Raw genomic sequence first — 12,294 nt, 5'->3', positions numbered from 1 at the left:
CTTGAAAAATCAGTTCCTTAAAATTAATGAACACCCTGAAACAGCGTGATATCCCGGTCATAATGACTTTTACTGCCATCAGTATTGCGGACGCGTACGGCCGCATCCGAGAACATTTCGACAATCCCGGTTCCGATCTCACAGTACACGCCTGTCGGATCCTCCTGCCATACCGTAACGGGGGTTTGGGATAGGGCGGCTATAAAAAAATCGATATTTTTTTGCAGAATGCGGGGTTTTTTCTTCGAGTCCATAGATCGTCCTCCCGGATTTTGGCTTTGCTGGGCCAGTGACGCCACACAAAAATTGTTCAAGTAATGACTTTAACGTGTATAGCCTGTTTTGTAAAGAATAAAAGCTGTATGTTTACGCATATTTTACATTTTGTTGATATACTGATGGTGAATGGATAGCAAGACAACATTGCAGCTAATAGACAATTCCAATTATGCGGTAAATGATGGAGGTCATCATGATTAAAGAAGAAAGTCACGTCGAGAGCGACAAAGCACGGGCAGCCCGTTATTTCAACCGTGATCTCAGCTGGATCGAGTTTAACCGCAGAGTGCTGCAGGAAGCACAGGCTGCGGATACCCCGCTGCTGGAGCGGGCCAAATTTCTTGCGATCGTCTCCAGCAACCTGGATGAATTTATGTCCGTACGTGTAGCGGAAACCAGGGAGAAAATCAAAGCAGGCTTCATGCAAAAGGATTTTACGGGTTATGCCCCGTCAGGTCTGTACAAGCGGTTGATCAAAAGAATTTCGGAGATGGTGTCCGAGCAGTACAAAGCCTTCCGCGAAGTATCGCGCCAGATGGGCAAGAAAGGGCTTGTATTTCTGGATTACGAAGATTTGAACGCCACCCAGCGCAAGGCGCTGGACACTTACTACCATGACATTATTTTTCCGGTGCTGACGCCGATGGCGGTCGATCAGAGCCGGCCGTTTCCACTTGTGCATCACAGGTATATTTATCTTGCGGTTGTGTTGCGGCGGAAGGGAGACCGTTCGGATGAAAAGCCATATTTCGCCATCGTGCAGGTTCCGTCGAATATTCCGCGTGTGGTTGCCGTTCCACGTCGCGCAAACAGTAAAAACAAGCATTTTATCCTGATCGAGGATTTAATTAAGCATCATGTTCATACTTTGTTCAGCGGATACATCCCGGAATCTGTCCACGGCTTCAGGGTGACGCGCAACGCCGATCTGAGCATTAATGAAGAGGAAGCAGAGGATCTTCTGGAAGAGATCGAGAAGGAGCTGCGCCGACGGAGAAGGGGGGCCCCTGTAAGGCTGGAGGTCGAGAAAGGCATCCATCCTTACGCACTGCTGGAGCTGCAGACGGAATTCGAGCTGTTCGATCATGTGTTCGAAGCAGATGGGCCGCTGGACCTCGGGTTTCTTTCTTCTTTTGCCGACAGTCTTGAAGGCTACTCGCATCTGCGTTTTCCGCAGATCAAGCCCTTGTATCCGCCGGAGCTGCCGCTGCGTGAGGATATGTTCGAGGTGCTGCGCAGCCGCGATGTGCTGGTATATCACCCGTATGAATCCTTTGATGCGGTCACGGATTTTGTGCTGGAGGCATCCGAGGATCCTGAGGTGATGGCCATCAAAATGACGTTGTATCGGGTAAACGGAGAATCTCGTTTGATCCCCGCCCTGGCACGCGCAGCCGAATCTGGCAAGCAGGTTACAGTTGTCGTTGAGCTGAAGGCAAGATTTGATGAGGAACGCAATATCGCTTGGGCGCGCAAGCTGGAAAAGGCGGGCTGCCATGTCGTTTACGGGCTGGTCGGCCTCAAAACCCATGCGAAAATCATCCTTGTCGTAAGGCATGAGCAGAATTCTCTCAGACGTTATGTGCATGTGGGGACAGGCAACTATAATGAAAGCACGGCCAGAGTATACACGGATGTCGGGCTCTTCACGTCCAATCCGCTCATTGGCGAGGACGCCTCAGGGCTGTTCAACGAAATTACCGGCTTTTCCGCGGTCAAGCAGCTGCAGGCCCTCACTGCCGCCCCGATAGGGCTCAAGCCCAAGCTATTTGAATTGATCCGGCGGGAATCCGAACATGCCAAAGCCGGCAGGCCGGCCAAAATTATAGCCAAGGTGAACTCCTTGTCCAACCAGGAGCTGATTGATGAGCTGTATGAAGCTTCCCAGGCGGGGGTCAAGATCGACCTGATCGTGCGCGGAGTATGCTGCCTGCGTCCGGGAGTGCCGGGACTCAGTGAAAACATACGGGTCATCAGCATCGTTGACCGGTTTCTGGAGCATTCCAGAATCTTTTATTTTGAGAATTCGGACTATCCGGAAGTATTCCTGTCCAGTGCGGATTGGATGACACGCAATTTGACACGCAGAATTGAGCTGATGTGTCCTGTGTTTGACGAAGGGATCAAGCAGATGGTGGTTGACATTCTCCAGCTTTCCCTTAGCGATAATGTAAAGTCCAGACAACTGATGCCGAACGGAAGCTATCGTTTTGTGACAAACGACAGCCTGTCCGTCCGCAGTCAATTTGAGGCGATGAAGGTCACGAGTTGGAAGAAAGAATTACCGACCACGATAACATAATATCCCAGGCTTTTTGCACATCCTTGGCCATGTTTTCCATGGCCTTCAACTCCAGAATAGGTTCCTCCCGGCTGTGTAAACGCAAATGAAGCGAGCCGCCATCGAAGGAAGGAACCATGTTGTCCACCAAACCGGTTTCACTGCGGTCCAGCGCGATACCCAGCTGGAGCAGGGAACCGATGCGGTGGACTTTTTGCATATCCATAGGCTGCAGGATGTCTTTATGGGCATGGAGCAGGCGCTCAGTCCGGTTTTTCGGATGATAATCGGCAGCGATGGCGGCCAGAACGATTTCCCGGTGCGACAAGCCCCCTAGTCCGGCACGCATGATCCAGTACACGCTGTGCTGGGTGTAATGATAATAGCTCAGGACGGTGCCGGCTTTATAAAGCATGGCTGCGGTGCGAATCACCCGTTCATCATGCAAGGTGTCCTCTCCGGCCAGAAGCCGGTACAGCCGCAGTGTATAGCTCAATACCCGATCAAGGTGAGCCGGTGCGGCGGGAACGCCGAATTCCAGCACATTGCGCAGCGAGCTTTCAAGCGGATCTGGCAGCACGGGATTTTCCGGACGCACAAGCTCGTGGAACAGCCCGTCACGCAAGCCTGCCCCGCTGATCAGAAAGGATGCTCCCTTGGCCGCACGGAAGATGATCTGGAGAATAATCAGACCCGGTATAATAATGTCGGCTCTGTCCTTGGACAGGCCGGCAATTTTTTTGCGCTGTCCATTGCTGAGACGGGGCAGATGGGCGAACATCCGGTCAACCTCATCCGCTGCCATCTCATAATGGTGGGTTACCTGCAGGGAGTAATCCCGTGTCCGCTGGCTGATTTTGGCCAGTGTTCTCATCGTTCCCCCAAGTCCGATAAAGGGCAGGCCTGGATTTGAAGTGATCCATGGATGCTCTGCAAGGGCGGATTGAACGTATTTTTCCAGCTTGGCGATCTGGGCCGCGTCCCAAATTCCGTCGTTGTTCTCCTGACCAAAGCGGAGGTTCATATTTACGGCTCCGAATGGAAAAGAGAATGTTCTGAGCCGTTTCCGCTCCCTGAACAGGGTGACCTCCGTGCTTCCCCCGCCAATATCAATGATCATGCCGTCACGTACGTTCATCGTGTTGACTACACCGAGAAATCCGGCGTTGCCCTCTTCCTCTCCCGACAGCACCTCCACCTGCAATCCGGTTTCTTCGGCGATCCAGGCCACAACCTCTTCAGAATTTACGGCATTACGTATGGCAGCCGTTGCTCCGGCTCGAAGCCGGGACACTTTATTCTGTTCGCATATGGATACAAATTGTCGTAAAAGGGGGGTTATACCCAGCACAGCCTCCCGTTCTATTCTTCCGTCGGGTCCGACCTTTGCGCTGAGCCGGGCCGATTCCTTATATTCTCGCACGATACGGAATGCCCCCGTATCCGTTATTTCATAGATAACAAGCCGAATGGAGTTGGAGCCGATATCCATGATGCCTATGCTGCTGTGCATGATGTACACTCCCTTAATAGTGATCTGGCAAGTCGCCGGCTGACGTCAAAGCCGCAGCTCTGTGATGTCAAGCTAATAAACATTATTGTACCAATACTGCAACGCAGATACTACCATTTCACTGCGCTGTGGACAAAACAGGCCCCGGCCTTGGACAAACATACAAGAAAAAATGAGTCTCTTTGAGTAAGTATATTGCAGGGGATCCGGAAAGGAGATTTGCTATGTCCAGACAGCTTGCAAGCAAATTACGGAAGACGGAAGCGCTGCTGAAAAACGGGCATGTTGCGGCCCATATTCCCCAGACGGTTAAATATTCTTCCGAAGAGTTAAGACGTATGCTGGAGCGGTACAAATTTGTATTCATTAAGCCGGTGAAGGGAGGAGGGGGACACGGAGTCATCAAAGTGGGGAGGCACACGTCGGGCTATTATTGTACACGCCTATCCCAGACATACCGTTGTTCACATTTTGAGGAGCTTGCGCGGGTCCTGTCCACCATTAAGCTTAAAAGACCTTATCTGATTCAGCAGGGAATCGAACTGGCCACGATTGGTGGCAGACCGATCGATTACAGAGTCAAGACGGTAAAAAACGGAGGGCATTGGGAATTCCGCGCGATGGTGGGAAGGCTCGCTCGCCCCGGTCTGGTCGTCACCAATTTGTGCAAAGGAGGCACACTTCTTCCGGGAGCAGTCGGATTGAAGCGCTCTTTAAGAGGATTTTCAGCCAGAGCCAAACGCAGGGAAATGCGAGAGCTCACTATGCTTTGTATTTCAGTACTGGAGGCACACTTCCCAGGAATAGGGCAGCTGGGTTTTGATTATGGCATTGACCGCAGTGGAAGGATATGGATCCTTGAAGTCAATACACGTCCGCAGTAATAGCTGTATAAGGAGCGTTTATAGCAGCAGTTGACAGGGTAATAGAGTTCCTGCAAGCCAATCCTAATATATTTTTTTATCCACATTTGTTCACTGCAAGGCTGTGCATAACTTCTATCCACATTGTCCACGGTGATTTATCACAGCATTGGATTACTTACCAACAAACTGTGCACAGGATTTCCACAGCCGCTTGTGGATAACAAGAACGCTTGTTCCTGTCTGTCTATTTTGATAGAATAGGAGCGAGGAAAAAAAAGGAAAGGTGTGTCGGAGATGGGTATGCTGACGGACGAGATGCTGCTGGAATCCTATCACTTGGCAATTGAGCTTGATCTAGAGGACGATTTTATCTCCTTGCTATTGGCAGAGATCTATAGAAGAAATCTGACCATTACGGATTATTCTCTTCAAGAGGTAGTTCAAAAAGTCATCTTTTGATCACGAAGTAAGTCAGGAAGCGGGCTCGACATCGAATCTTGAATTCAGCCGGGACTTCCGGTGCTCACGTACCCTAAGTACGCTCCGCTCCTCAGTCCCTAGCTTCATTCAACCTTCTCGGTGCTGAAAACCTGACTTTTTGAACTCGCACTTCAATAAGGAATCTTCAATATTCTGTTGCTCAGGTTGAGGATAGTCCGTTTATGCTGCCAGCCAGATGAACACTTAAATAAAGGGCGCTTTACTCCCAATGATGAAAAATGGGGGTAAGGCGCCCTTTCATGTCATAAGCTAGGATAGTCTCACTTTAACTACGTTCGAAGCCCGCCTCTATGCAAAGCATAGGTGGGGGAGTTCACAGCTTCATATTGCTGCTGTGTCCCGGTGACAGCTTGGCATCGGGATCAATATACACCTTGGCGTTATTTACTGCCGTAGGCGCTTCGCCAAAGCCGACGGCAATCAGCTTCAGCTTGCCAGGATAGGTTGTAATATCCCCTGCCGCGAACAGCCCTGGAATATTGGTTTGCTGACGGGTATCGACCACAATGGAATTGTTTTCGATTTCAATCCCCCATTCGGCAATAGGTCCCAGCGAGGACACGAAGCCGAAGTTGACGATCACATCATCCACTTCAATCGTTTGTGTTTCCTTCGTTTTAATGTGAGACAGCGTAACCTGGGTAATCCGGTCTTCCCCATGCAGCTCCGTAATCTCGGTCGGTGTAATCACCTGAACCTTGGATGCCATCAGATTTTCAACACTGTGCTCATGGGCACGGAATTTATCGCGCCGGTGAATGAGCGTTACTTGCTCCGCAATCGGCTCCAGCATGAGCGCCCAGTCCACCGCCGAATCACCGCCGCCGCTGATGAGCACTTTTTTGCCGGCAAAACGGTTCAGATCACTGACAAAATAATGAAGATTGCTTTTCTCGAAGCGGGCCGCTTCCGGAAGCTCAAGTCTGCGGGGCTCGAAAGCGCCGACACCTGCTGTAATAATCACGGCTTTTGCATGATATTCCGCAGCATCGGTCGTCACGACAAAGTGACGCTCCTCTTTTTTCACGACAGACAATACTTTTTCCTCCAGGCGAATCGTCGGGTTAAAGTGATTCATTTGCTGCACGAGATTGTTTACCAGCTCCTGTGCGGTCACTTTCGGGAAACCTGCTACATCGTATATGTATTTTTCAGGATACAATGCTGCAAGCTGGCCTCCAAGTTGGGGCATACTTTCTATTAAGGTGACGGATGCCTGACGCATACCGCCGTAGAAAGCGGCGAATAAACCTGCAGGCCCGCCCCCGATAATAATCAGATCGCTCATATTAGCACCTGTTGATGGCTCTGTCATTCGTTCTACACCTCCACAATGTACATTGAATCATTCGTATATCAGCATACATCCTCCGCACGTCTGATTCAATTTCTATATATTATAAACGCAGGGCAGGTTGTTGCAAAGTTAAGAGCCTCACAGACAAAGAAAGAACAAACCGGAAGGGGTATCCATATGGGCAACATTCCTAAAATTGTAATTCTCGGTGCAGGCTACGGCGGCATTTTGACCGCGCAAAACCTGCAAAAGGCGCTCAGGCACAAAGAGGCCGAGGTGACGCTCGTTAACCGTCATGACTACCATTACATCACAACCCACCTGCATATGCCCGCTGCGGGCACGGACTCGATTGAGCACGCCAGAGTTTCGATTTCCGGACTGATTGATGAGTCCAGGGTCGATTTTGTGAAGTCCACCGTACAGGCCATCAAACTGGATGAAAAAAAGGTGATTCTGGATCAAGGCTCTCTTGATTTTGATTATCTTGTGCTGGGGCTCGGCGGCGAGCCCGAAACTTTTGGCATCCCTGGCATGCTGGAGAATGCGCTGACGATCCGCAGCATCAATTCCGTGCGCTTAATCCGGGATCACATCTCTTATCAACTGGCTATGTACAAAAATGACGGCAATCCGGCCAGACTGACCTTTGTTGTCGGTGGAGCGGGCTTTACGGGCATTGAATTTGTGGCTGAGCTGGCCGACCGGCTGCCGATGCTGTGCAGGGAGTACGATATCCATCCGCAGGACATTAAAATCATCAATGTGGAAGCCGCACCGACGGCGCTGCCGGGCTTTGATCCCGAGCTTGTCGAATATGCAATGGACGTCCTGAAGCGTAAAGGCGTAACTTTCAGAATCGGCGTTCCAATTAAAGAATGTCTCGCTGACGGGGTCATTATCGGTGAGGGTGAAAAGATTCCTGCAGGCATGGTCGTCTGGACCGGTGGCATCCGCGGCAATCATGTGATCGAGGAAGCAGGCCTGGAGGTGATGCGCGGACGGGTGAAGGCCGACGAGTATTTGCGTGCCCCTGGCCATGATCATGTATACGTGATCGGTGACAACTCCTTGTTCATGAACCCGGAAGGGCGTCCTTATCCGCCGACGGCGCAGATTGCGATGCAGCAGGGGGCAGTCTGTGCGAGAAATATCGCTGCCGCCATTCACGGCAAGGAGCCGCAAAAATTCAAGTTCAGCAATAAAGGAACGGTGGCCTCCTTAGGCCGTGGAGAGGCAGTTGCCGTCGTGGGCGGAAGAAAGATCAAGGGCTGGGTGGCGGCACAACTCAAGAAAATCGTTGACATCCGGTACCTGTTCATTATCGGTGGCATTCCGCTGGTGCTGAAAAAGGGAAGGTTTTTTTAAATGAAAGCCTCCTCCTGCAAGCTAAAAAGCCGTTCACGGTTAAATGTGAACGGCTTTTTCCATAACATCGGGTTTACAGCTTCATCATTTCTCCGAACGATACCGTATCCAGCAGGCTACCGACGTAGAATGAGCCGAACTCGCCGAAGCGGGCGCTGACTTCGTCGAAGCGCATTTCATAGACAAGCTTCTTGAATTGCAGCGCATCGTCGGAGAAGAGGGTAACGCCCCACTCCCAATCGTCAAAGCCGACGGAGCCTGTAATAATCTGCTTGACCTTGCCGGCATAACTGCGTCCGATCAAGCCGTGGCTGCGCATCATGCCTTTCCGTTCATCCATGGACAGCATGTACCAGTTATCGCTCAGGTCACGCTTCTTGTTCATCGGATAAAAACAGATATAGCGGTTCTTCGGCAGAACCGGCTTCAAGCGTGCGACAATTTGCGGATTTTGCAGCGGGTCCTCGTCCTTGCCTCCCAGATAATTGCTCAACTCTACCACACTTACATAGGAGTAGGCTTTTGTTGTATATTTGGCAAAGGTAGTTTTGTTGAACTCCGTTTCAAGCTTGTTCAAATCCTCAAGCGTCTCACGCAGATGCATCATGACGAAATCGGCTTTCTGGCCGATGATGGCATATGCTGTCGAACTTCCGGCAGCCGCTGCTTCCACATCGGACCATTCCTTCATAAAATCATTCAGCTCGTCCAACGCGCCCGCGCGTTCTTCATCATCCGCCGCCTTCCAGGCTGTCCAGTTGATGGACCGGAAATCATGGAGCGCATACCAGCCTTCCAGTGTGGCTGCCGCTTCATTTGTGGTTGATGCGGGTTGATTCATTCACGTTCACTCCTGTTCTTGGCATGTTTCACCCCTCCCATTCTATCCCATTCGAAAGCGGTGGGGCAAATGAAGGAATGGTGAACAAACGGTGAGGAACCGCAAAAAGGACGAATTCGTGAAATTTGACGAATGCGGGTGGCTGTGGCCGCCATAATCCCGCAATTTTACCTTTATTTCCGCATCGATAAGAGGTCCAAGTATGATAGAATAGAAAAACATCTTGGAGAACGTGATGTGAGTGAGGAAAGGAAGAATGAACGATGCGTTTGAAGAACCTGCTGCATTTCACCGAAAACCACCGTTACTGCGTCTACCGGGAATTTGGCCTCAGCACTATGGATGAGGTCATGTTAGGCCAGGTATATCAGCCCCTTGTAGGCGCATTTGCCATCAGTCTGTATCGGCTGCTGTTCCAGCAGATTCCTGCGGGTCGGATCGGCTATTCGCAGCCTGAACAGCAGCGCAGCCTGTTCCTGACACTCGGTCTGGAGCCGAGTGAAAAGGGGCGCAAATTCCTGATTGAGCAGACCTCCAAACTGGAGGCGGTCGGTCTCCTGCAGACTTCACGCCTATACGTACCTGAAGCGGATGATTATATGTATGAATATGAGATGCAGCCGCCGCTTTCGCCGCCGGAATTTTTCCGTACCCAGCATCTTACGCTGCTGCTGCGCGACAAAATCGGCAAATTCGCAGTGCTGTCCCTGCGCTCCTCTCTGTGGAGCGAAGAGACGGCTGAATGGACGAATACCACCCGCAGTAAAGAAAATATTTCCATCCCCTTTTACGAGCTGTTCGAGCTCAATACCCATGTCATCGATTATGAGCTGGAGCAAGCGCTGGCCGAAGTATCCGTATCACGGCCAAAGGGGGCGGTTCTTCTGGAAGAAGAGGAGAGTATCAACTATGCGGACATCATTCTCCGTTTTCCGCGGGAGTCGGCCAACCGCAAGCATGTAGAGCGGCTGCGCTTTGATCATGAGCAGTTCGGAGCCGTGAAATACGTTGCCCGCAAATACGCGCTGACCACCCAGGATATCAGCCGCCTGCTTGACGAGGACGGAATATTCAGCGTGCAGGGCGAGCTGCTGCTGGACGAGCTGCAGTATAAGGCCAGTCTGCAGTTCAGACAGGACTTGAAAAGGCAGGAGGCGCAGCAGATCAAGGCGGCCAAGGTGATTGCCCTCCGGCAGGAGCTTAATGCTGTGCCGGATGAGCTGACGGAAGAGCAGCCTGTCGAGATGGAATTTTATGTGGAAGTGCCTATGCAGTTTGCCGATAAATGTGATATTCATCAATATAATATGATGCTGCGCAATGAACCTTATAATCGGCTGCTGCAAACCTTTTTCCCCGGCACGGTGCCAGGCAATCTCCTGGACATCTTCGAGAAGCTGGATTTAAGCTACAAGCTGCCCGGCGAGGTCATTAATGTGTTGATTCATTATCTGGTCACCCTGCTTACGACGGGCAATGAGCAGCGGATCAACCGCAATTTTGTGGAAGCAATCGCCTCCAATATGCTGCTGAAGCAGGTCAATACCTATGAGAAGGCTGTTGAGTATATACGTGATCAGGCCAAGGTAAAAGGCAAGCAGGCCGCCGGTGCTCCACGCGCGCGTACGCATAAGGGCACATCGGGCAAACCGGCGATCCCGGTCATTCAGAATCAATCCGCAGGGGAAACAGTATCGGAAGAAGAGCTGAAGGAAGCTCTCCGCATGGCGGAGCAGCTGCAGGCCGGACGGAAAAACAGTTAATGCTTAGAGATTGGAAAGGAAGATCAAGTCATGGAATCGATGGGAGACTTGCTGCAGCAGCTGCAGAGTCCCTCCTTCCGTCAACGCTCCCGCAGCATTGTCGAGCAGGTGATGAACGACCCGCTGGTCATGGAATTCCGCGCCGAGCATCCGGAACTGAAGGAGGAACAGCTGCGGCTCAATATGAGCCGGCTTTACCAATATGCGCGGGATCGCCGCAACTGCAGCCAGTGCCCGGGGCTCGAGCGCTGTCCGAATGATTTTCAAGGCCACTACTGCAAGCTTGCGGTTGAACAGATCAACGGACAACCGCAGATTGTGGATTCGCGTACCCCGTGCGGTCTTCAGTTTGCGCATGAACATGAACAGCAGGTTAGACAGCGGATTCGCAGTTTTTATGTTGATGAACGGGCGCTGCAGGAAGGATATGACGCGGTGGAGATTGCCCGCAAGGATTTGCAGCGGGCACCGGCAGTGACCCAACTATTCCGTTATATCACGGAAACGAAGGACGTTGGCCTGCAAACAAGAGGCATGTACCTTGAAGGGTCGTTCGGCACCGGGAAGACATACCTGATGGGATATATGCTTAATGAACTGGCTGCGGCCGGATATCATGGAGTCATCGTCTATATGCCGGATTTTGTCGAGGATTTGAAATCGATGATCCAGGAGGGGCAGAAGCTGAAGGAAACGACGGACCTGCTGAAAAATTGCGATTTGCTCGTCTTTGATGATATCGGGGCCGAAAATTTGAGCCCTTGGGTCAGGGACCATGTGCTGGGTTCCATACTGAATTACCGTATGAACCGCAAGCCCACTTTTTACACCTCCAACTATTCACTGCAGGATTTGGAGCGGCATTTGAGCTTTACAAGCCGGGATGGGGAGGAGCTTTACAAAGGGCAGCGTCTTATGGACCGGATTCGCCCATTTGTGGATGTCGTCTCTGTGAAGGGCAAGAACCAACGCGGCTCATAACATTGTTGATAGCGATCTTGGATAAGACCTGTATTCTTTGGAGCACATCGATTGATATTTCTATTTCTATCGAAACAATTGTGTGCTATAATGTTGAATGTGTCTTAACAGACACAACAGGTTATAATATATTTATACGACTTTCCCATAAGGAGGAATTTGTAATGGCTATTGTGAATGTGTCTGATCAATCTTTCAATACAGAAGTTGAAGGTCAAGGAACGGTTCTTGTTGATTTCTGGGCTCCATGGTGCGGACCTTGCAAAATGATTGCTCCGATTCTGGAAGAGCTGTCCGCAGAAGTTGGCGACGACGTAAAAATCGCTAAAGTGAACGTGGACGAAAATCCGGAGTCTGCTTCCCGTTTCGGCGTGATGAGCATTCCGACCCTGATCTTCTTCAAAGACGGCCAGCCTGTTGACAAGGTGGTAGGTCTGAATTCCAAAGAAGCGCTGAAAAGCATAATCAGCAAGCATCAGTAACAGCACCCGCATCCGGGGTCGGCATCGACCTCTGGTGCTTTAGGGTCTGATTCATGCCTCCGGTGTTAACCGGGGGCGTTTTTTCGTATTCTATAGTAGAACAGGACCATCATGGGAGGAGA

The 12,294-nt window shown here is 51.0% G+C and carries 11 protein-coding genes; 7 read left to right on the top strand and 4 right to left on the bottom strand.

The features are described 5' to 3' along the window. Positions 1 to 23: 23 nt before the first annotated feature. Positions 24 to 254, bottom strand: coding sequence for a hypothetical protein (locus tag ACE5LO_RS15345; protein ID WP_375355138.1), 231 nt, complete (start codon positions 252 to 254; stop codon positions 24 to 26). Between the two features lie 218 nt (positions 255 to 472). Between ACE5LO_RS15345 and ppk1 the strand changes: the two genes are divergently transcribed. Beyond that, positions 473 to 2,581, top strand: a complete 2,109-nt coding sequence (gene ppk1 / locus ACE5LO_RS15340) for a polyphosphate kinase 1 (RefSeq protein ID WP_375520890.1) — start codon at positions 473 to 475, stop codon at positions 2,579 to 2,581. Here the strand turns inward: ppk1 and ACE5LO_RS15335 are convergent. Beyond that, positions 2,541 to 4,073 carry a Ppx/GppA phosphatase family protein gene (locus ACE5LO_RS15335; RefSeq protein WP_375520889.1) on the bottom strand — a complete coding sequence of 511 codons (1,533 nt, stop codon included), beginning with the start codon at positions 4,071 to 4,073 and terminating at the stop codon, positions 2,541 to 2,543. The two genes, ppk1 and ACE5LO_RS15335, sit on opposite strands and share 41 nt — an antisense overlap. Before the next feature lie 224 nt (positions 4,074 to 4,297). On the opposite strand from ACE5LO_RS15335, the gene ACE5LO_RS15330 reads away from it, so the two are divergent. Both ACE5LO_RS15330 and ACE5LO_RS15325 read left to right on the top strand, forming a co-directional pair. Next, positions 4,298 to 4,957, top strand: coding sequence for a YheC/YheD family protein (locus ACE5LO_RS15330; RefSeq protein WP_375520888.1), 660 nt, complete (start codon positions 4,298 to 4,300; stop codon positions 4,955 to 4,957). A gap of 276 nt (positions 4,958 to 5,233) precedes the next feature. Continuing rightward, positions 5,234 to 5,398 carry a sporulation histidine kinase inhibitor Sda gene (locus ACE5LO_RS15325; protein WP_375520925.1) on the top strand — a complete coding sequence of 55 codons (165 nt, stop codon included), beginning with the start codon at positions 5,234 to 5,236 and terminating at the stop codon, positions 5,396 to 5,398. A gap of 355 nt (positions 5,399 to 5,753) precedes the next feature. On the opposite strand, the gene ACE5LO_RS15320 is transcribed toward ACE5LO_RS15325, so the two are convergent. Further along, the gene (locus ACE5LO_RS15320) at positions 5,754 to 6,755 is read right to left on the bottom strand and encodes an NAD(P)/FAD-dependent oxidoreductase (protein WP_375520887.1); all 1,002 of its coding nucleotides are present in this window, start codon (positions 6,753 to 6,755) and stop codon (positions 5,754 to 5,756) included. 159 nt (positions 6,756 to 6,914) lie between these two features. On the opposite strand from ACE5LO_RS15320, the gene ACE5LO_RS15315 reads away from it, so the two are divergent. Next, entirely contained in the window at positions 6,915 to 8,105 is a 1,191-nt protein-coding gene (locus tag ACE5LO_RS15315) for an NAD(P)/FAD-dependent oxidoreductase (protein WP_375520886.1), read from the top strand. Between the two features lie 73 nt (positions 8,106 to 8,178). Here the strand turns inward: ACE5LO_RS15315 and hemQ are convergent, their stop codons facing one another. Continuing rightward, positions 8,179 to 8,946 (bottom strand): hydrogen peroxide-dependent heme synthase, encoded by a 768-nt coding sequence (gene hemQ, locus ACE5LO_RS15310; protein WP_375520885.1) that lies wholly within the window; start codon positions 8,944 to 8,946, stop codon positions 8,179 to 8,181. A gap of 263 nt (positions 8,947 to 9,209) precedes the next feature. Between hemQ and ACE5LO_RS15305 the strand changes: the two genes are divergently transcribed. The 3 genes from ACE5LO_RS15305 (at position 9,210) to trxA (ending at position 12,172) form a co-directional block, all read left to right on the top strand. Then, entirely contained in the window at positions 9,210 to 10,709 is a 1,500-nt protein-coding gene (locus tag ACE5LO_RS15305) for a DnaD domain protein (RefSeq protein ID WP_375520884.1), read from the top strand. 30 nt (positions 10,710 to 10,739) lie between these two features. Further along, positions 10,740 to 11,690 carry a primosomal protein DnaI gene (gene dnaI, locus ACE5LO_RS15300; protein WP_375520883.1) on the top strand — a complete coding sequence of 317 codons (951 nt, stop codon included), beginning with the start codon at positions 10,740 to 10,742 and terminating at the stop codon, positions 11,688 to 11,690. A gap of 164 nt (positions 11,691 to 11,854) precedes the next feature. After that, complete coding sequence (trxA, locus tag ACE5LO_RS15295) at positions 11,855 to 12,172, top strand: thioredoxin (RefSeq protein ID WP_375355149.1); 318 nt, start codon at positions 11,855 to 11,857, stop codon at positions 12,170 to 12,172. Positions 12,173 to 12,294 lie beyond the last annotated feature (122 nt).

Origin of the sequence: Paenibacillus medicaginis (genome assembly GCF_042138635.1) — a bacterium.
In the GTDB taxonomy this organism is placed as follows: Bacteria; Bacillota; Bacilli; order Paenibacillales; family Paenibacillaceae; genus Paenibacillus; species Paenibacillus medicaginis.
This window is presented reverse-complemented; position numbering and strand designations above follow the sequence as displayed.

Coding starts and splice junctions, on each gene's coding strand:
- ACE5LO_RS15345 (WP_375355138.1), bottom strand. CDS start 254: ATGGACTCGAAGAAAAAACCCCGCATTCTGCAAAAAAATATCGATTTT.
- dnaI (WP_375520883.1), top strand. CDS start 10,740: ATGGAATCGATGGGAGACTTGCTGCAGCAGCTGCAGAGTCCCTCCTTC.
- ACE5LO_RS15325 (WP_375520925.1), top strand. CDS start 5,234: ATGGGTATGCTGACGGACGAGATGCTGCTGGAATCCTATCACTTGGCA.
- ACE5LO_RS15305 (WP_375520884.1), top strand. CDS start 9,210: ATGCGTTTGAAGAACCTGCTGCATTTCACCGAAAACCACCGTTACTGC.
- ACE5LO_RS15335 (WP_375520889.1), bottom strand. CDS start 4,073: ATGCACAGCAGCATAGGCATCATGGATATCGGCTCCAACTCCATTCGG.
- ACE5LO_RS15330 (WP_375520888.1), top strand. CDS start 4,298: ATGTCCAGACAGCTTGCAAGCAAATTACGGAAGACGGAAGCGCTGCTG.
- hemQ (WP_375520885.1), bottom strand. CDS start 8,946: ATGAATCAACCCGCATCAACCACAAATGAAGCGGCAGCCACACTGGAA.
- ppk1 (WP_375520890.1), top strand. CDS start 473: ATGATTAAAGAAGAAAGTCACGTCGAGAGCGACAAAGCACGGGCAGCC.
- ACE5LO_RS15320 (WP_375520887.1), bottom strand. CDS start 6,755: ATGACAGAGCCATCAACAGGTGCTAATATGAGCGATCTGATTATTATC.
- trxA (WP_375355149.1), top strand. CDS start 11,855: ATGGCTATTGTGAATGTGTCTGATCAATCTTTCAATACAGAAGTTGAA.
- ACE5LO_RS15315 (WP_375520886.1), top strand. CDS start 6,915: ATGGGCAACATTCCTAAAATTGTAATTCTCGGTGCAGGCTACGGCGGC.